The following is a 20,103-nucleotide window of genomic DNA, read 5'->3' as shown; positions in this document are numbered from 1 at the left end:
GGAGCGCGGTTACGGTGGGCAGGACCGAGGAGGGTGGCATGACCGAGATTGCGAAGTCGGGGGCCGCGGTGATCAACCGGGCCGACGGGCGCGCCGACGGCGAGGAATGGACCGAGAACTACACCGAGTTGCCGGGTGGAGCCGGCGTCTCACTGATCCTGGAGTCGACGACCAAGGAAGGGACGGGGCCGCGGCTGCACAAGCATCCGTACGCCGAGACCTTCATCATCCGGCGTGGTTCGGCGACGTTCACCGTCGACGGTGAGGAGATCGTCGGTACGGCGGGGCAGATCCTCGTGGTGCCGGCGGACACGCCGCACAAGTTCCGCACCGGGCCGGGCGGCTACGAGGCCGTCCACATCCACGCGAACCCGACGTTCGAAACGATCTGGCTCGAGTAGTCAGACCAGGACACGCTCGCCTGGCGGTGTGTACGCCGCCAGGAGCGTCGCGGTGATGTACGGCGCTGCCTCGGCCGAGGTGATCCGCCCGGCCTGGATCTCGTTCGCGGCGCCGTGCATCACGTTGTGCATGATGCTGACCAGCCACGTCGTCGGCAGGTCGGTCCGGAACGCGCCCTCGGCACGTCCGCGTTCCAGCAGCCGCTCCACTCTGGCCATCGGGTCGGCGTGCAGTTCCCGTACGCGCGCGGGCGGCAGCACCTCCTGAGCCGCGACGAGCAGCGTCCGGAACCCGTCGACCAGCTGCCAGCTCGTCTCGATCAGCCGGATCAGCGCGGCGCGCGGATCGCCGGTCAGGTCGACCTGCCCGAGCGACTCCTCGCCGGTCGCGATCGCCCGGACGAACACCGCGTCGAGCAACTCGGCGCGGGACGGGAAGTGCCCGTACAGCGTCACCCGGCCGACGCCGGCCGCCTTCGCGATCTCCGACGTACTGGCCGCCGGGTTGCGGCTCAGGCACTCCGCGGCGGCGGCGAGGATCGCGTCGATGTTGCGCTGGGCGTCCGCGCGCTTGGTGCTGCCTGCCATCCGGCCTCCTTGATCTCGAACACCATTGTACGACTTCCTCTTGTCGAACAAGTCTGTACGAGTTACCTTCAACTCGTACAGACCTGTTCAACTTAAGGACGAGATCATGAATCAACCCGACCCTCGGCGGTGGCGGCTGCTGGGGTTGCTCGCCGTCGCGCAGTTCATGCTGATCCTCGACGTGACGGTGGTCGCGATCGCGCTGCCGAACATCGAGACCGACCTGCACCTGCAACGCGAGACGCTCACCTGGGTGGTCAGTGCGTACACGTTGATGTTCGGCGGCCTGATGCTGCTCGGCGGCCGCGCCGCCGACCTGTTCGGCTCCCGCCGCGTCGTGCTGACCGGCATCGCCGTGTTCACGCTCTCCTCGCTGGTCACCGGCCTGGCGAACGGTCCCGAAGTACTGCTGGGAGGTCGCGTCGGGCAGGGGATCGGCGCCGCGATGCTGTCCCCGGCAGCGCTTTCCGTGGTCACGAAAACGTTTTCTGGCGAGGAACGGAACAAGGCGCTCGGCATCTGGTCCGCGATGGGCGGCGGCGGATCCGCGATCGGCGTCCTCCTCGGCGGCCTGCTGACCGCGGGTCCCGGCTGGCAGTGGGTGTTCTACATCAACCTGCCGATCGGCCTGGTCGTGTTCGCGCTGCTGCTGCGGATGCTTCCCGCCGACAAGCCCGCCGAGCGGCAGGGCCGCCTCGACGTACCGGGCGCACTGCTGGTGACGGCCGGCACCGGTACGGCGATCTACGCGCTGATCAATGCCGGCGACCGCGGCTGGTTGTCGCTCGCGACGCTCGGCACGTTGGCCGGCGCCCTCGTCCTGTACGGCGTGTTCGCCTGGGTGCAGCGCACCGTCCGGTCACCGCTGATGGACCTCCGGATCCTCGCCCGCCGATCCGTTGCCGCCGGCACCTTGATGTTGCTGATCGCGACCGCGCTGATGATCTCGATGTTCTTCCTCGGCTCGTTCTACCTCCAGCACTTCAAGCAGTACGGCGCTTTCCGAACGGGATTCCTGTTCTTGCCGGTAGCGGTCGCCGCGATCGTGGGCGCGCATCTGGCCGGCCGGCTCGTCGGCAAGGTCGGTGCGCGGCCGGTCGCGATCGCCGGGTTCCTGCTCACCGCGATCGGTGTCGCGGCTCCGGCGCTGTGGGAGGGCGCGGCGGTGGTCGTGAGCGGGATGGCGGTCGGGACGATCGGGCTCGGTGCGTCGTTCGTGGCGTCGTCGACCACGACGTTCGCGCAGGTGGATCACCACGAGGCCGGGCTGGCGTCGGGCATTCTGAGTACGTTCCACGAGTTCGGCGCGTCGCTCGGGATCGCGGTGGTGTCGAGTGTCGCGGCGGCGAGCCTCGCCGGTACCGTGACGACCGGGTTCACCCGGGGTTTCACGTTCGCCGCGGTCACGGCGGCGGTGGCTGCCGCGCTGACGTTGATCGTCGTACCGTCGTTCAAGCCTGCAGGGGAGATCGCTCATGTCCATTGAGATCCGGCGTGCGGAGACCGCGGACGCGGAGACGGTGCTGACGATGCTGGGGGAGTTGGCCGCGTACCAGGACCAGCGCGCGTACGTGACGGCGGAGGTGGCGGACTGGGAGGAGTTCCTGGACCGCCCGGATGTGATCGTGCTGATCGCGTCGGTGGACGGTGCGGTCGCAGGCTACGTGTCCGCACTGCGACGCCCGTACCTGTGGGTCGGCGGCGACCAACTGGCCCTCGACGATCTCTATGTCCGCAAGCCGTTCCGGGACGTCGGCGTCGGGCGTCAGTTGATGCTGGCGCTGGCCCGGATCGCCCTCCCGGAACGCCTCCCGATCGGCTGGGGTCTCCGCCTGGAGAACACCGCCGGCTACCGCTTCTACGAACGCCTCGGCGCTCGGCTCGTCACGAAAACCGCGGCCTCCTGGTCGGCCGACGCGTACGAGCGTCAGCTGAGCGAGTAGGTGGCCGCGACCGGATAGTGGTCGGACGCGAACTGCAGCGGGACCGACACGGCGGTCGCTACCAGCTGCGGATTGTGCAACTGGTAGTCGATCCGCTTGGTCGGCAGCGGAACCGGGTTGGTGAGCCCGAGTCCGAACCCCTTCTCCCGCCAGGTGTCGGTCCACTGCGCAGTCAGCGTCTTGACCTCGGTCGACGTCGGCACGGCGTTCAGGTCGCCGACCAGCAAGGTCGCCTCGGGAGCGTCCTTCAGCAGGCCGATGACCGCGTTCACCTGCTCGAGACGCTCGCCGTCATTGATCGTGGTGAGGTGCGTGTCGGCGAACCGCAACGGCGTTCCGTCCACGTCGATCAGGGTCTCGAGCAGACCGCGCTGCTCGCTGCCGGCGTGCAGCGGCAGCAAGGTGTTGCGTGAGTCGACGATGGGGTACTTCGACAGCACGAGCGTCCCGTACTGCCGGCGCGGTTTGCCCGGCTCCGCGGGGTCCCAGTCCAGGTTGGCGGCGAAGACGTAGTTCATCTTCAACCGTGCCGCCAACCAGGACGGCTGGTCCACCCAGTTGCTGCGCGCATCGAAGTACTTGTCGACCTCCTGCAGGCCGACCACGTCCGCACCGGACGACTCGATCGCCTTCGCCACCCGCTCGAGATCCAGCTTGCCGTCCACCCCCGCGCCGTGGTGGATGTTGAAGGTCAAGGTCCGCACGGTTGCCGTCGTCTTCGCGGTCGCCGTCAGCGGCGACACGGCAAGCAGAACGCAACCAGCCAGCGCAGCAAACATCCCCGATCGACGCATACCCCGTAGTGTTCCAGGTCGACGGGGCAGTCATGCGGGCCGAACGTTGTGGTTGCCGGCGAAAACGTTGTCGGAATCGTATTTCCGCTTGATTTCCGCCAGCCGTTCGTACGTCGCCGCCGGGTACACGTCGGTCACGTCGTCGTCGGACAGGAAGTTCGCGTACGCGCCGTTCACGTGCGGGCGCAGCGTTTCCCACAGCTGCTCACGGGCCGGCCGGGTCGCCTCGATCACCGGCGGCGGGCCGATCGTCGTCGTGGCGAACATCAGTTCCGCCTGCCGGTGCGCGTACGCCGTCGCGTCGTCCGCGACCCGCGCGACCGCGCCGCCGAGGCTGCGAACCGCGATGATCGGCGCGCCCTGCGACGTACCCGCCGCGGCGAGGATCCGGAGTACCTCCGGCACGGATTCCGTGTCGACAAAGGCACTTCGGGTCAGCAGCTGGATCCCCGGCGGCGGTACGGCGCCGTCCACGAGCACCTCGGCGTACGGCGTCAGCGCGACGTCGTCGGTGAGCAGCGTGCCGAGATCGCGGATCGGGTCGATCGCCTGCGCGGCGAGCTCCGGGTCGTCGCCGTCGTACGCGACCTCGATCTGCAGCGGCGCCTCGGGGCCGCCGAGGAACGGGTTCGCGAACGAGGCGATCGAGGTCAGCTCGACGGGCGCGGTCCGCTGGTACTCCGCCCACCGGGGTAGCACGTCGGCGATCTCGTTCGCCGGAAACACCAGTTTCCCGAAGTGGACGTCGGTCGTCGGATGCGCCGCGAACTCGAACGCGGTCACGATCCCGAAGTTCCCGCCGCCACCGCGAACCGCCCAGAACAGGTCGGCGTTCTCGTCCGCCGACGCGCGGACGACCTCGCCCGCGGCGGTCACGAGTTCGACCGCGACCAGGCTGTCCAGCGCGAGACCGTACTTGCGGACCTTCCACCCCATGCCGCCGCTCAGCGTCAGCCCGCCGACGCCGACGCTCCTCGTGTCACCGGACGAGATCGCCAGGTTGTGCGGTGCCAGCGCGGTCGCGACCTGCCCCCAGGTGGCGCCGCCGCCGATCCGCACCACGTGCTTGTCCTTGTCGACGACTTCGATCCCGGCCAGACCGGACAGGTCGATCACCACGCCGCCGTCGTTCGTCCCGAATCCCGGGAACGAGTGCCCGCCGCCTCGCACCGCGAGCGGCAGCCCGCTGTCCACGGCGTACCGGACAGCCTTGCGTACGTCGTCGACGCTCGCCGGCCGGAGTACGCACGCCGGACTGCCGGCGACCAGTACGGTTCGGCTCGCCGCCTCGTACCCCTCGTCCTGCGGCCCGACGACCTGCCCACCAAATCCTTCGACCACTGCAGTCATGACGTTCCTTCGCGTTTGCCCTCATCGAACAAACACCTGACGTCCGCCGCTCGGCAGATGTGACGTGAACAACCCCACATCACAAACCACGGCGCTATTTCGTCTGAGCGTCGGACTTCTGCGCGAAGGCGCACTTCCAGCCGGCCGGAGTGTTGACCCAGATCTGGCTGATCCACTCGTCCGCGGAATACGGCGTACCCTCCCAGGCGCCGGTGCTCGTCTTGCGTGCCGTCACGACCACCGCGTCACCGGCGCGGGCCACCCGCTCACCACCGACGACCTGCATGCTGTGGTGCGCGAGTCGGTCGTCCGCGATCCAGCCGGTGATGTCGGCCTTCGTTGCCGCCCCGGTCGAGCTCACGTAGACCCAGTCGTCAGTCATGAACGAGCCGACCTGCTCCGGGTCGTTGCCGACCACGATCCGATCCCACTCGGCCGCCGTCGCACGCACCTGCTCCTCGATCGTCACCCAGCAATCGTGACACCTGCGAGAGGTCGCCGTGGATACTGAAGCGATGTTCTTCCGGTTCGCGGTCGGGGCGCTCGAGTGCGTGGTGGTCAGCGACGGGCAGCCCGAGCCGCCGTGGGAGCCTGCGCGGGCGGACTTCTTCCCCGATGCGCCGCCGGATCCGGAGCGCTCGACGCTGACGTGTGGGTACAACTGCCTCTTCGTGAGTACGCCGGACGGGATGGCCGTGGTCGACACCGGGCTGGGCGCGAGCTTCCTCGGGTACGGCGAGTACATCGAGCCGCTCGTCGGCCAACTGGACGCCGGGATGAACGCGTCCGGGCTGTCCCGCAGCGAGCTGGCGGCCGTCGTGTTCACGCACCTGCACCAGGACCATTCCCGCGGTGCGATCTGGTCGGGCGAGCTCACGTTCCCGGCGGCGACAGCGTTCGCACACGTTTCGGAAATCGCGTTCTGGTCGGGATCGGTCGAGCTGCCCTCGGCGCAGCCGCACCTGGAGGCGGCCCGGGAGACGATCCGCTTGTACGGCTCGAAGCTGAAGCCGTTCGAGTACGACGCCGAGCTCCTGCCCGGCGTACGGGCGTTGGAAGCTGCGGGGCATACGCCGGGTCACTCCGCGATCCTGCTGCAGTCCCGCGGCGAACGGCTGCTGTGCGTGGGGGACACGTTCTACGATCCGGTTCAGCTAGCCGATCCGAGCGTGTCGACGCCGTGGGACCTGGATGTCCCGGCATCCGTCGCCTCGCGGCGCGCTCTCCTGGAACGCGCCGCCGACGAGCGGTTGCTCGTCCACGCCTACCACTTACCGTTCCCCGGCCTGGGGCACGTACAGCGCCAGGGGAACGGTTTCAGCTGGCAGTCACTGACTTGAGCGCTTCGACCAGGCGGCTCGCGCGTGGGTCGCCGTGGCCGATCATGCGGTTGGCCGTGTACGCGAACGCGATGCCGTGCTCGTCGTCCGCGAAGGCGAACTGGCCGCCGGCGCCGTCGTTCGCGAGGCTGCGCGGCCCGAGCGTCGGACGGAACGAGGAGTCGAGCAGGAACCCGGAGCCCCACCGGGCGCCGCCGTCGAAGCCCAGGAACCCGGCACCGGCGGACAACTCACGCAGGGCATCGTCGACAGTCGCGGTCGAGAGCAGCGGCGGGGCACCGTCGAGTCCGGTGATCGCCGCCGCGTACACGCCTGCCAGGCCGGTCGCCGACGCAACCGCACCGGCCCCGGGCAGCTCCATTCCCAGCAGCACCGGATCGTTCCAGCCGTGCGGTACGTCGAGACCGGGAAACTCGAGCGCCCCGTTCATCGTGACGATCCGCATCAGCAGGTGCTCCGGGTCCAGGCCCGCCGGCCGGCTCTCGGCCTCCGCGAGTCGCGCCAGCGTAGGAAGCTCCGACGTCGGCAGCCCGATCCACGCCCGCAACCCGAGCGGGTCACCGATCACGGCGCGGAAGTATGCCCCAGGCAGCTGTCCGGTGATTCGCCGGACCACCTCGCCGAGGACGAACCCGAACACGTGCCCGTGGTACTCGTAGGTCGTCCCCGGCGCCCACAACGGCTTCTGTGCCTCGATCGCGGCGATCACCGGATCCCAGGCAGCGATTTCCTCGAACGTCGGAGACTGGTCCAGGACCGGGATTCCCGCCCGGTGCCCGAGGATCATCCGGGACGTGATCGCCTCTTTGCCCTCAGCAACGAACTCCGGCCAGTAGTCGCCGACTGGCGCGTCCAGGTCCAGCCGGCCCTCCTGGGCCAGCAGGTGTACGACGATGCTCACGAGGCCCTTCGCGCACGAGAACACGGGTACCACGGTCTCCGCCGACCACGCCCGCCCCGGAGCCGCCTCGCCGTCCCAGAGTTCGGCCACCTTGCGGCCACCGGCGTACACGGTGACCGCCGCCCCGAGCTCCGGGAACAACGAGAAGTTCTCCGCGAACGTGTCCGCGACCGCGCCGAACCCGTCGTCCACCCATCCTTGGCCCATGCGCCGAACGATAGGCGGACACACCGCGTCAGGACGATCGAATTACGGCAGCGCCCAGCGTTGGTTCAGCCCGTTGTTACACGTGTAGACGATCAGCTTCGTACCGTTCGCCGAAGATGCCCCGGTCGCGTCCAGGCACATCCCGGACGCGGCGTTCACCAACGCGCCGTTGGCCTGCGGTATCCACCGCTGGCCGGACGACCCGTCGCAGGTCCACAGCACGGCAGGCGTACGCAACGTCGTGCCGCGGGCCGCCAGGCACTTGCCCATCGTGCGGATCGTCCCGTCGTCGGTGGCCGGCGTCCACTGCTGGTTCACGGAGCCCTTGCACGTGTAGAGCGTCGTCGGCGTACCGTCCGCCGTCAGCGCGCGGTACACGTCGATGCATTGCCCCGCGATGCCGACCGCGGACCCGGTGTCCTGGTAGACCCCGAACTCCCAGAACGAGTAGTAGCTCCCGGCAACGGCCCGCTTCGTCATCACGATCCGCACGTACCGCGCATAGTTCGGCGAGAACGTCACGTTGTCCGTCCCGCCGTCCCCGGAAACAGTTCCCGAAACCGTCTTCCACGAGCGTCCGCTGCCGGACACCTGGATTTGGTACGCCTTCGCGTACGCCGTCGACAGCCAGTTCATCAGGACCCGGTTCACCACCTGCACCGATCCGAGGTCGACCTGGTACCACTGCGGATCGGCCCGCGCGCTCGACCACGCCGTACTCATCGAGCCGTCGATCGCCTTCGACGGCTCCCGCCCGGCCAGATAGATGCTGGAGGCCGCAGCAGTGCGGACGAGGTTCCGCTTCGCGCCGTACTGCGCCGTGAACGTCGTCGCGGTCGCCGGCGCGACCAGGTTGTGGTCCCGCGCGCCGCCGTCCGACCACAGGCCGAACCGGTAGATCCTGTTCGCCACGGTGCGCAGCGGATCCGCCGCCACCGACACGCTCGACCCGACGATCGTCGTGCCGCCGAGCGGACTCGTTCCGCTCTTGTCGAGGAACGTCACCGGCAAGCCGGCCGGCGAGGTCTTCAACGTCGTCGTGACCGTCTTCGGGTCCAGCCGCACGCTCTTCGTATCGGTCAGCCCTTCCGCGTCCGTCGCCGTCAGCCTCAGCTCCAGGTACGACGGGTACTCGTGGTCCGGCGCCACGAACGAACTCTGCGCCCCGGTGAACGACGTGATCGTATGCGTGTGGCAGTCGCTCGGGCAGTGATGCATGATCAACGTCCAGGTCAGCGCCGACGCCGGCAGCGTGCCCTGCTCGGGATCCGTCGCGGACCCCGAGAATTTGATGGTGTCACCAACCTTCCAGGTGGTCGCCGGGCCAGGGGACGTGATCGTCGCGGTCGGCGCCGTATTCGCCACGTCGATCTGCGTCGACGTGGTGGTCGACGTCTTCCCGTCCGACACCCGCAGCCGCGCGGTCACCGTCCCGGCGGTCGTGTACGTGTGCTGCACGGTCGCCGCCGTCGAGTCGTCGTACACGCCGTCGCCGTTCAGATCCCACGCGTACGTGAGCGGATCGCCGTCGGCGTCGTCGGACGCGGTCCCGTCGAAGGTCACGGTGAGCGGCGTCGGCCCGCTCGCCGGGGTGGCGTGGATGATCGCAGTCGGCGGGTTGTTGGTCCCGTTGTACACATACCGCAGGATCCGGCCGTTGTCGTAGTCCACCGCGAACAGGTCGCCTCCCGGTCCGGTCTGCAGCCGCGTCGCGCCGTACCCCGACGCGAAGAGCTGGATCTTCGCGGGATCGGGGAGGCCGTTGCTGCCCGGCATCATCGCCCACGTGCACTTGCGGCTGTAGTCGGTGAAGAACAGCGCGCCATCGTACTGCGCGGGGTAGTTTCCGCCTTTGTAGAAGGACATTCCGGAGATTGACGAGCTTCCGGTCGAGCAGGTTCCGCCGACCTGGTCGCTGTGTTTGTACGCGTAGTACGGCGCGGCGACCGCGGACGAGCCGGCGGCGTACAGGTTCTGGCAGATGTTGAGGTTCGCCCCGGCGTACCCGGGTTGCTGCCCGGGACCCTCGTAGCACGGCCAGCCGAAGTTGGTGACGCCTGCCGTCGGGTCGGTGATGCGGTCGATCTCCTCCCAGGTCGAGTAGCCGACGTCGCCGATCCACAGCTCGTTCGTCCCGGGGCGGAACGTGAACCGCATCGGGTTCCGCAGACCCTCGGCCACGATCCGGCGCGCGTTCAGGTCGGCGCTGCTGGTCAACGGGTTGCCCGGCGCGGCCTGCCCGGTGTCCGGGTCGATGCGGATGATCGAACCGTCCAGCGTGGTCGGGTCGTTCGGCGTCCGGAGGTCCTGCGCCCGTAACGCACCGCCCTCGGCGGTCGGCGGCGTCAGCGTCGCACCCACCGGCGCCGGTCCGTCACCGCACGGGTTGTCCGGCGTGGCGTCGGACGCCGGGTAGCCGTCCTGCCCGTAGTCGATGTAGTTGAAGCTCCCGCCGTCGCCGCCACCGGCGTACAGCATGCCGTCCGGGCCGAACTCGATCGAGCCGATCGAGTGGCTCGGGAACACCTGGCACCAGTTCTCGACGAGGACCTGCTCCGCGCCGTTCGCGTTCAGTACCGAAAGCCGCGCGCTCGCCTGGCAGCCGTCGGCGGTCGGCCCCGGCGGCGTCGGGCACGGGTCCGCGTCGGTGTCCGGCGTACCCCATTTCGGTGTCGGGCCGCCGATCAGCCCGTCGTGCGTGTACAGCACGTAAATGCGTGGATCCGCTGGGAAGTCGGGATGCAGCGCGATCCCGAGCAGCCCGCGGTCCCAGTAGTTGTAGACCTCCGTGCGCAGGTCGGCGTACACCTTCGGGGTCGGGTCGTCGAGCGAGTCGAAGACCTTGATCAGCCCGCTCTTCTCGGCCACGAACACGCGGCCGTCCGGCGAGAACGCGACGTTCGTCGGACTGGACAGTCCGCTGAACACGACCTGCTCACTGAATCCGGACGGCGTGACCGCAGCGCGTGCGGGCGCGATCACAGCAAGCGGCAGCAGCAGTACGACACACAAAGTGGGCAGCGCACAGCGCAGCCACCGGGCAGATTTCCTCACGAAGCCCCCAGGCCCGAACTCCGGTGCCTGTCCCCTCAGCCCCCTGCAAGCACTCGGATCGCCCGTCAGGATGACCCCTCGCACAAGGCCGCGCAAGACCCGGCAGCCATTCGTGGCCAACCTGCCGTCGTGGTTCTACACGGCGTCAGAGCGCCTTCGCTCTCCGTACCACAGGCCGGCGTCCAGCCCCGCAGACGAACGTGTAGAACCACGCCCGGAACCGCGGATCCAGCATCAGGTCGCCGTACCGGTCGAGGTCGGCGCGGGTCAGCTCGGACTTCGCGATCAGCCGGTCCTCGAGTTGCTGGACGTAGTTCCGGTTCAGCAGGCAGGCGACCTCGCCGCCGGTCGCGGTGAACGAGAACTCCGTGCCCCGTACGTCGATCAGCCCGGCCCCGGTGAGGCTCTCGTCGATCTCATCCGCCCACGTGTACGAGATCGGGTACTCGCGTGCGACGTACGCGTGCGCGATCTCCTGGACACGCAGGTACAGCTGCTGATCGGCCGCGCTCGGAGCCGCGAGGACCCGTTGCCGCGGACCGGTGAAATCCCCGACCACGACCGCGCCGCCCGGTGCGAGCGCGGTGACGAGACGTCGCAGTACGTCGCGGCGGTGCTCGAGATGCATCAGCACCAGCCGGACGTGGATCAGGTCGAACCGGCCCTCGACAGGCAGTCCGGTGTTGATGTCGTGCCGGTACACCTCGACGCCGGGGTAGTCGTCCAGCCCCGTCATCCAGTTCGTGTCGAGGTCGACGGCAACGACGCTGCCGTCCGGGGCCACCTGGTCGGCGATCCAGCGGGTGATCGAGCCGCCGCCGGCGCCGACGTCCAGGCAGCGCATCCCGGGCTGCAGACCGACCTCCTCCAGGCAGCGCTTGGTACGCGCATCCAGCAGGGCCTCCAGGTAGTCCAGCTGCCGGCGGCCGAGATCCGTCGCCGAGCTCAGCGCGTATTCGCGGTCCATCTCGTCTCCTCCCCCTTCGTGCGGTAGAGGAGATGCTGCCGGGCGCGGCTTTCACGGACCTTTCGCGAGCCTGTCCTCCAGTACGCCGGCATCCGCGCATCCGAGGCGCCGGAAGACGGCGAGCGCCTGCCGCCAGTACGCCGACCCGTCGCCGCCGAGCTCCTGCCGGACGTCGCCGATCCCCTGCAGCGCAACGGCTTCGTCGTACGGCGAACTGCTGGCGAGCGCGATGTCGAGGGCGGTCCGGTGGTGACCGAGCGCCTGCTCGAGGTCGCCGTCCAGCCGGTACAGCTCGCCGGCGGAGTTGTGGACGGTCATGCCGACCAGCCGCTCGTTCGCGCGGGTGGCGACGGCGAGGCTGTGCTCGATGCAGGCGAACGCGGCGTCGCGGCGCCCGAGCCGCCAGTACGCGACGGCCAGCGGCGCGATGAATGCCTGGATGAGCTTGTTCCCGGTCTGGAACGCGATCGTCCGCGCCTCTTCGAGGTGTTCCTGCGCCTGCCGGTGGTCGCCGGCGCGTTCGTACGTGACTCCGAGCAACATCTCGGCGTCGATCCGGTCCCGCGGCCGCGCGGGGTCGGCGTACTCGAGCGCCGCGCGGAAGTGGTCGACCGCCGTCGGGCAGTCGCCGAGGAGCCCGTTCAGCCAGCCGAGATACGTGAGCGCTCCGAGTCGGCCCAGACGTGTGCCGTCGGGTACGTCGAGTGCGTCCTGCAGGTGCCGGCGGCCGTCGGCGTACTGGCCGAGCCAGATCTCGACGGTGCCGAGATTCACCAGCTGCAGCTGCCGAGAACTCGCCGAACCCAGTCGCTCGTAGCAGGTCAGCGCCTGTCGCATCCGATCCTTTGCCTGATGCAACTGCCCGAAGCGCCGGTGGACGGAGCCGATGTAGCGGTACGCGTCGCCCTCCGCCTGGAGATCGCCGAGCTCGCGAGCGGCGGTCAGACTGCTGCGGAACACCGCGAGCGCGTCGTCGTGGTACCCGCCGAGGCTGAAGTACCGGCGCAGCGCCGTCGCCAGCTGGATCGTGGCGGTCGGCATTCCGTGGTGGTGCGCGTGTTCCGCGATCGTGACGAGGTTCGCGCGCTCGGTGTCGAGGTCTTCGGCGATCGCCGCGACCTCGAGGTAGTGGCGGTACAGCCGCACCCTGGCGGCCGTACGCGTCGTCGCCGAGTCAGTGCTCGCGGCCAGTTCCGCGGCGTACGCGCGCAGCAGATCGTGGGCGCGGTACCGCCCCGGCGCGATCTCGTCGAGCAGGTGGGCGCGGCGCAGCGCGGTGACCGCCGTACGGGCGTCGGCGTCGAGCAGCGCGGTCATCGCGTTCAGGTCCGCGTCGTGCCCCGGATGCAGACCGAGCCGCCGGAACAGGCGCGCCGCCTCGGGCGGCAACTTGTGGTACGACCACGAGAAGACCGCGCGTACGGCGGTGTGCGGGTCGCCGCCCGCGTCGAGAACGTCGAGCGCCCGTTGGGTGTCGGCGAGCTCCTCGGCGAGCGGGGCGAGACTGCCGGGGAGACGCTCGTTGACGAGTTCGGCGACGATCCGCAGGGCGAGCGGGAGACGGGCGCAGCGTTCGACCAGTGCCCGGGTCGCCGCCGGGTCGTCGATCCGGTCGCCGGCCAAGGTGCGGAGCAGGCTCGTGGAGTCCGGCTCGCTGAGCCGGTCGAGGAGGATGCGGTGCGCGCCGTCGCGGGCGACCAGGCCGGCGAGGGCGTCCCGGCTGGTGACCAGCACCTGCGCGGACGGTCCGCCCGGGAGCAACGGCCGTACCTGTTCCGTCGTACGGGCGTTGTCCAGGACGACGAGGATGCGACGGCCGGCGAGCAGCGAGCGGAACCGGGCGGCGCGTTCGGCCGGGTCGGTCGGGATGTCCGTGCCGTCGACGCCCAGTGCGCGGAGGAAGCCGCCGAGGACGTCCTCGGGGGACATCGGCGGATCGGGGCCGTAGCCGCACAGGTCGACGTACAACTGGCCGTCCGGGAAGCGGTCGCGGACGCGGTGCGCCCAGTGGACCGCGAGGGCGGTCTTCCCGACGCCGCCGGTACCGGAGATCAGCACCGGGCGGGTGATGCCGTCGAGCTCGGACAGCTCGGACAGCTCGGACAGCTCGGTCAGCTCGGCTTCGCGGCCGGTGAAGCCGCTCACGTCGTGCGGCAACTGCGCAGGCAGGACGTCCGGTGCGGGTTCGCCGGTGAGGAGGTGGTGGTGGACCTCGCTGAGGTAGGGCCCGGGTTCCTGGCCGAGCTCGTCGACGAGGGCACGGCGGGTGTCGCGGTACACCTCGAGCGCCCGATCCTGCCGGCCGGCGCGGTACAGAGCGAGCATCAGCAGGCCCTGCAGGCGTTCCCGCAGCGGGTGCGCCCGGGCGTGTTCGGCCAGCTCGCCGACGATCGCGGTATGCCGGCCGCACGCCAGCTCGGCGGCGTACAGCTCTTCCATGCCGGCCAGCCCGAGATCGGTGAGCCGCTGCGTCTCGCCTTCCAGCGCAGGCGAATCCGCGTCGCTGAACGGGACCCCGCGCCAGAGTTCACGCGCAGCTCGCAGCAGCTGCGCCGCGTGCTCCGGATCGTTGCCGACGGCATTGACCCCGGCGTCCACCAGCTGCTCGAATCGCTGCGCGTCCAGTTCCCCGGGCTCCACGTGAAGCCGATATCCTCCGGCCTCCGAGACCAGCCGCCCGGGGTCGCCGAGCGCCCGCCGCAGCCGATGCACCTGGATGTAGAGCTTGCTGACGCCGCGCTCGCCCCAGAGCGCCTCGGTCAGCACGTCCGCAGGCACTGCCTGGTTGGCGCGGGTCAGCAGGACCGCCAGGAGCACGCGCTGCAGGCGACCCGGCAACGGAACGTCGTCCGTACCCCGGGCCTGGACCGGCCCGAGAATCCCGAACTCCATCTTGGGTGGCATCCATCGGCAGCGTAGCGTGAGCGGGTGTCAGACCTCGGGGTGCGCGCGTTGCCGACGGGACCGGGCGTGTACCGGTTCCGGGACGAGGCGGGCAAGGTGCTGTACATCGGGCGGGCGTGGAACCTGCGCCGTCGGGTGCAGTCGTACTGGACGCACCTCGGCGACCGCCCGCACCTCGCGCGGATGGTGCGGCGGATCGCCCGGCTGGAAGGGGTTTGGTGCGATTCGGAGCATGAGGCGGCCTGGCTCGAGCGCAATCTGCTGGAGCATTCCAAGCCGCGGTGGAACCGGACCGAGGGCGGGGCCGAGGTGGTCGGGTACATCCGGCTCGGTGACGGCGCCCGGCCGGGGTTGCGGTTCGAGCACACAGTGAGCGGTACGGCGGCGCACTTCGGGCCGTACCTCGGCGGGTTGCGGATCCGGCAGGCGATCTCCGGGCTGCATCGCGTGTTGCCGTTGCAGTACACCGTGGAGGGGGACGGGTCGGCCGAGGAGTTCGGGCGGCTGTTCGGGATCGGGCCGGGGGACCGGGAGGCCTTGGCCCGTACGGCGGTCGCCGTACTGGAGCGGGATCCGGCGGCCGTGGACGCGTTGCGTGGCGAGCTGGTTCGCCGGCGGGACCGGGCGGCGGGGGAGTTGCGGTACGAGTTCGCGGCCAAGGTGCAGGGGGAGATCGAGGCGCTCGACTGGATCGTTGCCGAGCAGAAGGTGGCGTGGCTGGAGCCGCGGGACGCGGACGTGTACGGGTGGGCCGACGGGGTGCTGGTGCGGTTCGAGTTGCGGGCCGGGCGGATGTGTACGTGGACGTCGCGGGCGTGCGGTGAGGCGGCTGCGCGGGAGCGGGTGGCGGCTACGCCGGAGCTGTGGCGGACGTTCGCGCAGCGCAACGCCGAGCTCGCGGCTCGGCTGCACTGACATCCCGGTTACTTAGCATGTCGGTATGACGCAGCCCCCGGGACCGCCCAACGAGCCGCCGTACCAGCCCGGCCCGCCGCAGGGACAGCCGTACCCGCCGGGCCAGCCGTATCCGTCGGGGCAGCCGCCGTACCAGCCCTTCCAGCCGGGGCCGATGCCGGGGCCGGGCTATCAAGGCCCACCGCCGAACCGGTCTCGTGGGCCGCTGATCATCATCGGCGCTCTCGTGCTGTTGCTGGTTGTGATCGTCGGCCTCGGTGCGTTCCTGCTGGTGAGCCGTAGCGACGACGACAAGCCGGCCGCCACGAAAGAGTCCCCGGCCGTCAACACCAAACCGTCCGACCCCAAGGCCGTCGAGTTCCGCCGCGTACTCGCCAGCAAGCCCGGCACCTGCCCGACCCCGGCCCGGGAGGGTACGGCGTGTGACGACAAAGGCATCGTCTACACGGTCGGCAAGGTCGAGCTGGACGGCAGCAACGTGTCCGACGTGAAGGCCGGGTCCGACAACCGTGGCGGCACGTTGTACTGGTACGTGAGCCTGGACCTCGACCCCGAGGGCACCAAGCTCTTCGGTCAGCTGACCGCGAGCCTCGCCAAGCAGGCCCCGCCGGCGAACCAGCTCGCGATCCTCGTCCACGGCGAGGTCGTCACCGCGCCGAGCGTCCAGTCCGCGATCCCCGGCGGCAAGGTCCAGATCTCCGGCACCTACACGCGGGCGACCGCCGAGGCGCTCGCCAAGAAGATCACCGGTTAGTCACCTCGAAGGCGACGATCGCCGCGGCGACGGCGACGTTGAGGGACTCGACGCCGGCGTGCAGCGGGATCTGCAGGTCGGAATCGGTGGAAACCGTGATCCCGTTCGTTTCCCCGCCGAGCACGTAGACCGCGCGCGGCGCGAGCTCGGCCTTGAACAGCGAGTCTCGCGACCGGGCCGACAGCCCGTACACGTGGTACCCGGCCGTCCGCAGCAGGTCGACCGCGGCCTTGGCGCTCGACGTGTTCACGATCGGCGCCTGGAACGCGACACCGGCCGACGCCTTGATCACCAGCGGTCCGACGTGCGGCGTACCGGCCCGGGGCAGGATCACCCCGTCGAACCCGGCGCCGGTCGCGGTCCGCAGGATCATCCCGACGTTCCCCGGGTTGGTCACGCCGTCGAGCAGGAAAACGTTGGTCGGACGTTTCCCGCGGGCCCGGACGAACTCCTCCAGCGGCGTCATCCGCGGTGCGTTCACGTCCGCGACGACACCCTGGTCATGCTTGCCGTTGCCGGCCAGCCACTTCACCCGGCTGGCCGTGGCCCGCTCGACCGGCGTCCCGTACTTCTCCGCGGCCCGCAGGATCTCCTGCATCGAGCCGCCGGTCGCGTTGTCCGCGAGCACGACCTTCGCCACCGACAGCTTCGGATCGTGCAGCGCCTCCAGCACCGGCTTGCGGCCGTAGACGGTGATCCACTTGTCGCGCGGCGATTTCTTCGAATCCACCCGCCTACCGTAGCGCCGGGTTGCTTGCCTTCCCATCGGTATCCCGCCGTCCTCGTGCGGAGGCAAAGTGAAGGGACTGGACTACAGTTCGCCCATGCAGATCCGGAGTCGGTGGTCGGCGATCGTCGGCTACTCCCTGGTCGGCGCCGCGACCCAGCTGGTCTGGCTGAACTTCGCCGGCGTCACGACGGTCGCCGCCGCACGGTACGGCGTGTCCGAGAGCGCGATCGGCTGGCTCGCCCAGGTCTTCCCGCTGCTGTACGTCGTACTCGCGATCCCGTGCGGCCTGGTCCTGGACCGCTGGTTCCGCGCCGGGCTGGTCGCGGGCGCCGTACTGACCGCTCTCGGTGCCTTGGTCCGGCTGATCGGCGACAACTTCGGCTGGCTGCTCGCGGGCCAGATCCTGGCCTCGATCGCCCAACCGCTCGTCCTGAACGCCGTCACCGGCATCACCGGCCGCTACCTCCGCGAGAAGGACCGCCCCACCGGTATCGCGATCGGCACCGCGAGCATCTTCGCCGGCATGGTGATCGCCTTCCTGCTCTCCGCCCTTTTCACCACCGCCGCCGCTCTCCCCACCATGCTCGTGACCACGGCAGCCTTCTGCGTCCTGGCAGCTGTGGTCCTGGTCCTCGCCCTCTACCGCTATCCCGAACTCCAACCCGAGCCCGCCACCCAACCGGAGCGCGACGAGCCGGCTCCTTCGCTCGAGGACGGCGTACGGCCGGGGACCGGCGCACCGCTCGCGGTCGGCGCTCGTCACGACCGGGGCGCCCTCGCAGCCGCCTGGGGCGATCCGCTCATCCGCCGCCTGTGCATCCTCGCGATCTTCCCGTTCGGCGTATTCGTTGCCATGAGCACCTTCGCCCAAGCCCTCCTCGAACCCGCCGGCGTCACCGGCGGTACCGCGAGCACGATCCTGCTCCTCCAGGTGATAGCCGGCGTCATCGGCAGCGCCACCATCCCGATCCTCGTCGTACGCCGCCGAGCCGAATCCGTCCTGCTGATGATCAGTCTGTCGGCGACCGCGGCGGCCTGCGTGCTGCTCGCGCTCGCGCCGGGCGCTTTCACCGGGTTCGTGGCCATCACCCTGATCGGACTGCTCCTGCTGCCTGCGCTGCCGATCGTCCTCGAGCTGGTGGAACGCCGTACCGGAGAGGCCGAAGGCACCGCGGCCGGCCTGATCTGGATGGCCGGCAACCTCGGTGGACTGGTCGTGGCGGTGGTCGTCGGGCTGCTCGTCCACCACCCGGCGGCCGCGTTCCTCGTGATGGCGGCGATCGCGGTCATCGCCGTACCCGGGGCTCGCTCTCTTCGTCGCCCGATCGCCGCCATGCGATCGCAGTCGCAGCTGTAGCGATCAGACCGCCCACGCCCGCGGCGACGAACGTCGTACGGGCGTTCGTATGCTCGAGGAGCAGACCGCCGCCGAGGTACGAGAGCCCGGCCGCCAGCCCGATGGCGCCGTACAGATTGCCGAACACCCGGCTGCGAAGGTGCGCCGGTACCACGCGTTGCAAGTGCGTGTTGACGCCGACGTCGATGCCCGCGATCCCGAGCCCGCGGATCACCTGGAACGCGAGCGCCGCCCAGATCGCCCACGCCAGACCGGTGACGAGATTGCCCAGGCTGCTGACGGCGAACCCGACGAGCAGAAGCACGGGCATCCGCAGACGGCCCGCGTACCGCGCCAGGATCGCGAATCCGACGATCAGTCCGATGCCCACACCGGCGTACAGCATCGACGATGCCGAGTCGCTGCCGTGCAGCTCGTCCTTCGCGAGGAACACCATCGCGACGTCGTCCACGCCGTTGAACGCGACCACAGCGAAGAACCCGATCCCGATCACGCGGATCGGGGCCGATGTGAGGATGTACCCCAGCCCGTCACGCGCGTCCTTGAGCACGCTGTGCCCCGAAGGCTGCGACGGCGGGATCCTCGGCAGCCTGCTGAGCAGCCCGGCCGAGACGAAGAACGTTGCCGCGTCGATCAGCAGGATCCCGCGTACGTCAGTGATCAGGAACAGCCCCGCGGCGATGATCGGGCCGATCGCCTCCAGTCCGTTCGTCCCCGCCCCGAGCGCGGAGTTGGCAGCCTCGAGCTGATCGTCGCGGACCAGCGCCGGCATCGCACTCCGCGAACTGGCCTGGAACACCTGCGCCGTCACGCTCCGCACCGCCACCAGGACCAGGAGCACGGTCAGCGGCGGCAGCGTGGCAGCCATCACAACGGTGAGTGCACCCTGCACAAGGTCGCACGCCACCATCACCTTCCTGAGGTCGAACCGATCGCCCACCACCCCCGCGAACGCCCCGAACAACCCCGGCACGAAGTCCCCCGCCAACAGCAACAACGCCACCGCCAACGCGGCCCCCGTCCGGTGCTGCACGTAGAGCAACAGCGCGACAAGCCCCAGCGAGTCCCCCAGGAACGACACTGCCCGCGCAGCCCACAGCCCGCGAAACGCCCCCGACCCCCGCAACACCCCCCACACAATCCTCTACTATGTACCAACACACCGGCCGGTGTGGCGCAACTGGCAGCGCACCGCTCTTGTAAAGCGGGGGTTAGGGGTTCAAGTCCCCTCACCGGCTCTCTGACCTGGGAATATAACCCTGGAGTGATGATCTCCAGGGCCTCAACTCATCGTTTACTCATCACTTTGCCGTTGCGAGCGCTTGAGATGGCCGCTGGATCTCATGAGTTCTCGACGCCTCGCGATCCTGCTTGTGAATGGACCGAAGCGCAGTTGCCACGCACTTGACGCTTCGGGTTCTGGCGCGTGGGCCGACGCCGCGAGGGCAGCGTGGATGTCTGCACGTGGCGAGCTAGGCAGGCCTATCGCGGCGCGACTGAGCCGGGTTGCGCAGGCGAGTGTGGCCCTCCAATCGTCGCCCGTTGCAGGTGCTCGGCATTTCGTCGGAGGCCAAACAAACTCACCTACTGCTCCGGCAACGTCAACGTCAGGCGGGAGCCGGGCCCGCGTCCTATTCATTCATGAGGCCGATCATCAGCCCGGCTGGCTGCTCGCCACGCGCATGAGACTGGGGATCGGATCGGCCCACCTGCGCCAGCCTGGTGCCGACAAACGCGCCGGCAGGATCTCGTGAACACGTCCGCGTAGCCCCGCATACGAGGTTTCCAGCCCGGTGACGACCTTGAATCGCCCCGGGTGTGGTGGAGGCTCTCAATCCATGGAGGATGAGAGTTATGGCGGCACCGAGGAAGTAGGCGACGAGCTGCGTGAGTGGGCG

The 20,103-nt window shown here is 69.5% G+C and carries 17 protein-coding genes and 1 tRNA gene; 8 read left to right on the top strand and 10 right to left on the bottom strand.

What is annotated here, in order from left to right; translation table 11 throughout:
* Positions 1–38 precede the first annotated feature (38 nt).
* Positions 39–401: a cupin domain-containing protein gene (locus AB0M51_RS26075; RefSeq protein WP_344199947.1), complete on the top strand. Its 363-nt coding sequence runs from the start codon at positions 39–41 to the stop codon at positions 399–401.
* Here AB0M51_RS26075 and AB0M51_RS26070 read toward each other — a convergent pair whose 3' ends face one another.
* A complete protein-coding gene (locus AB0M51_RS26070) occupies positions 402–989 on the bottom strand; it encodes a TetR/AcrR family transcriptional regulator (RefSeq protein ID WP_344199945.1) in 588 nt (195 codons plus the stop codon).
* Positions 990–1,095: 106 nt separating this feature from the next.
* Between AB0M51_RS26070 and AB0M51_RS26065 the strand changes: the two genes are divergently transcribed.
* Positions 1,096–2,475, top strand: coding sequence for an MFS transporter (locus AB0M51_RS26065; protein WP_344199943.1), 1,380 nt, complete (start codon positions 1,096–1,098; stop codon positions 2,473–2,475).
* Positions 2,465–2,932, top strand: coding sequence for a GNAT family N-acetyltransferase (locus AB0M51_RS26060; protein ID WP_344199941.1), 468 nt, complete (start codon positions 2,465–2,467; stop codon positions 2,930–2,932). Before AB0M51_RS26065 ends, AB0M51_RS26060 begins: the two co-directional genes overlap by 11 nt.
* Here AB0M51_RS26060 and AB0M51_RS26055 read toward each other — a convergent pair.
* From AB0M51_RS26055 to AB0M51_RS26045, 3 genes are all read right to left on the bottom strand, one after another.
* On the bottom strand, positions 2,917–3,726 hold the full coding sequence (locus tag AB0M51_RS26055; protein ID WP_344199938.1) for an endonuclease/exonuclease/phosphatase family protein: 810 nt from the start codon (positions 3,724–3,726) through the stop codon (positions 2,917–2,919). The genes AB0M51_RS26060 and AB0M51_RS26055 overlap by 16 nt on opposite strands.
* A 30-nt stretch (positions 3,727–3,756) precedes the next feature.
* Entirely contained in the window at positions 3,757–5,076 is a 1,320-nt protein-coding gene (locus AB0M51_RS26050) for an FAD-binding oxidoreductase (protein WP_344199935.1), read from the bottom strand.
* Positions 5,077–5,170: 94 nt separating this feature from the next.
* Complete coding sequence (locus tag AB0M51_RS26045; RefSeq protein WP_344199931.1) at positions 5,171–5,545, bottom strand: nuclear transport factor 2 family protein; 375 nt, start codon at positions 5,543–5,545, stop codon at positions 5,171–5,173.
* Between the two features lie 31 nt (positions 5,546–5,576).
* Between AB0M51_RS26045 and AB0M51_RS26040 the strand changes: the two genes are divergently transcribed.
* Complete coding sequence (locus AB0M51_RS26040; protein WP_344199928.1) at positions 5,577–6,416, top strand: MBL fold metallo-hydrolase; 840 nt, start codon at positions 5,577–5,579, stop codon at positions 6,414–6,416.
* On the opposite strand, the gene AB0M51_RS26035 is transcribed toward AB0M51_RS26040, so the two are convergent.
* The 4 genes from AB0M51_RS26035 to AB0M51_RS26020 all read right to left on the bottom strand — a co-directional run bounded on the left by AB0M51_RS26035 (position 6,394) and on the right by AB0M51_RS26020 (position 14,449).
* The gene (locus tag AB0M51_RS26035; RefSeq protein WP_344199925.1) at positions 6,394–7,524 is read right to left on the bottom strand and encodes a serine hydrolase domain-containing protein; all 1,131 of its coding nucleotides are present in this window, start codon (positions 7,522–7,524) and stop codon (positions 6,394–6,396) included. The two genes, AB0M51_RS26040 and AB0M51_RS26035, sit on opposite strands and share 23 nt — an antisense overlap.
* Positions 7,525–7,566: 42 nt before the next feature.
* Positions 7,567–10,578, bottom strand: coding sequence for a PQQ-dependent sugar dehydrogenase (locus AB0M51_RS26030; RefSeq protein ID WP_344199922.1), 3,012 nt, complete (start codon positions 10,576–10,578; stop codon positions 7,567–7,569).
* A gap of 145 nt (positions 10,579–10,723) precedes the next feature.
* Positions 10,724–11,545 (bottom strand): class I SAM-dependent methyltransferase, encoded by an 822-nt coding sequence (locus AB0M51_RS26025; RefSeq protein WP_344199920.1) that lies wholly within the window; start codon positions 11,543–11,545, stop codon positions 10,724–10,726.
* Positions 11,546–11,596: 51 nt separating this feature from the next.
* Positions 11,597–14,449 carry a BTAD domain-containing putative transcriptional regulator gene (locus tag AB0M51_RS26020; protein ID WP_344199918.1) on the bottom strand — a complete coding sequence of 951 codons (2,853 nt, stop codon included), beginning with the start codon at positions 14,447–14,449 and terminating at the stop codon, positions 11,597–11,599.
* Between the two features lie 24 nt (positions 14,450–14,473).
* On the opposite strand from AB0M51_RS26020, the gene AB0M51_RS26015 reads away from it, so the two are divergent.
* Positions 14,474–15,364 carry a GIY-YIG nuclease family protein gene (locus tag AB0M51_RS26015; RefSeq protein WP_344199916.1) on the top strand — a complete coding sequence of 297 codons (891 nt, stop codon included), beginning with the start codon at positions 14,474–14,476 and terminating at the stop codon, positions 15,362–15,364.
* Between the two features lie 25 nt (positions 15,365–15,389).
* A complete protein-coding gene (locus AB0M51_RS26010) occupies positions 15,390–16,118 on the top strand; it encodes a hypothetical protein (protein WP_344199913.1) in 729 nt (242 codons plus the stop codon).
* Here the strand turns inward: AB0M51_RS26010 and AB0M51_RS26005 are convergent.
* Entirely contained in the window at positions 16,108–16,848 is a 741-nt protein-coding gene (locus AB0M51_RS26005) for an RNA methyltransferase (RefSeq protein ID WP_344199911.1), read from the bottom strand. The two genes, AB0M51_RS26010 and AB0M51_RS26005, sit on opposite strands and share 11 nt — an antisense overlap.
* A 94-nt stretch (positions 16,849–16,942) precedes the next feature.
* On the opposite strand from AB0M51_RS26005, the gene AB0M51_RS26000 reads away from it, so the two are divergent.
* Positions 16,943–18,205 carry an MFS transporter gene (locus AB0M51_RS26000; RefSeq protein WP_344199909.1) on the top strand — a complete coding sequence of 421 codons (1,263 nt, stop codon included), beginning with the start codon at positions 16,943–16,945 and terminating at the stop codon, positions 18,203–18,205.
* Here AB0M51_RS26000 and AB0M51_RS25995 read toward each other — a convergent pair.
* Positions 18,135–19,334 carry an MFS transporter gene (locus AB0M51_RS25995; protein ID WP_344199907.1) on the bottom strand — a complete coding sequence of 400 codons (1,200 nt, stop codon included), beginning with the start codon at positions 19,332–19,334 and terminating at the stop codon, positions 18,135–18,137. The two genes, AB0M51_RS26000 and AB0M51_RS25995, sit on opposite strands and share 71 nt — an antisense overlap.
* Before the next feature lie 36 nt (positions 19,335–19,370).
* Here AB0M51_RS25995 and AB0M51_RS25990 point away from each other — a divergent pair.
* Positions 19,371–19,443: transfer RNA gene (locus tag AB0M51_RS25990), tRNA-Thr, on the top strand.
* The last annotated feature ends 660 nt before the right edge of the window (positions 19,444–20,103 follow it).

Source organism: Kribbella sp. NPDC051137 (assembly GCF_040682535.1).
Classification (GTDB): domain Bacteria; phylum Actinomycetota; class Actinomycetes; order Propionibacteriales; family Kribbellaceae; genus Kribbella; species Kribbella karoonensis.
The sequence above is the reverse complement of the archived record's forward strand: the minus strand, read 5'-3'. Positions and strand labels throughout refer to the sequence as shown.

Excerpts from the sequence above, each read along its gene's own strand:
- AB0M51_RS26075 (WP_344199947.1), top strand. The coding sequence starts at position 39 with ATGACCGAGATTGCGAAGTCGGGGGCCGCGGTGATCAACCGGGCCGAC.
- AB0M51_RS26070 (WP_344199945.1), bottom strand. The coding sequence starts at position 989 with ATGGCAGGCAGCACCAAGCGCGCGGACGCCCAGCGCAACATCGACGCG.
- AB0M51_RS26050 (WP_344199935.1), bottom strand. The coding sequence starts at position 5,076 with ATGACTGCAGTGGTCGAAGGATTTGGTGGGCAGGTCGTCGGGCCGCAG.
- AB0M51_RS26025 (WP_344199920.1), bottom strand. The coding sequence starts at position 11,545 with ATGGACCGCGAATACGCGCTGAGCTCGGCGACGGATCTCGGCCGCCGG.
- AB0M51_RS26000 (WP_344199909.1), top strand. The coding sequence starts at position 16,943 with ATGCAGATCCGGAGTCGGTGGTCGGCGATCGTCGGCTACTCCCTGGTC.
- AB0M51_RS26035 (WP_344199925.1), bottom strand. The coding sequence starts at position 7,524 with ATGGGCCAAGGATGGGTGGACGACGGGTTCGGCGCGGTCGCGGACACG.
- AB0M51_RS26060 (WP_344199941.1), top strand. The coding sequence starts at position 2,465 with ATGTCCATTGAGATCCGGCGTGCGGAGACCGCGGACGCGGAGACGGTG.
- AB0M51_RS26010 (WP_344199913.1), top strand. The coding sequence starts at position 15,390 with ATGACGCAGCCCCCGGGACCGCCCAACGAGCCGCCGTACCAGCCCGGC.
- AB0M51_RS26065 (WP_344199943.1), top strand. The coding sequence starts at position 1,096 with ATGAATCAACCCGACCCTCGGCGGTGGCGGCTGCTGGGGTTGCTCGCC.
- AB0M51_RS26055 (WP_344199938.1), bottom strand. The coding sequence starts at position 3,726 with ATGCGTCGATCGGGGATGTTTGCTGCGCTGGCTGGTTGCGTTCTGCTT.
- AB0M51_RS26020 (WP_344199918.1), bottom strand. The coding sequence starts at position 14,449 with ATGCCACCCAAGATGGAGTTCGGGATTCTCGGGCCGGTCCAGGCCCGG.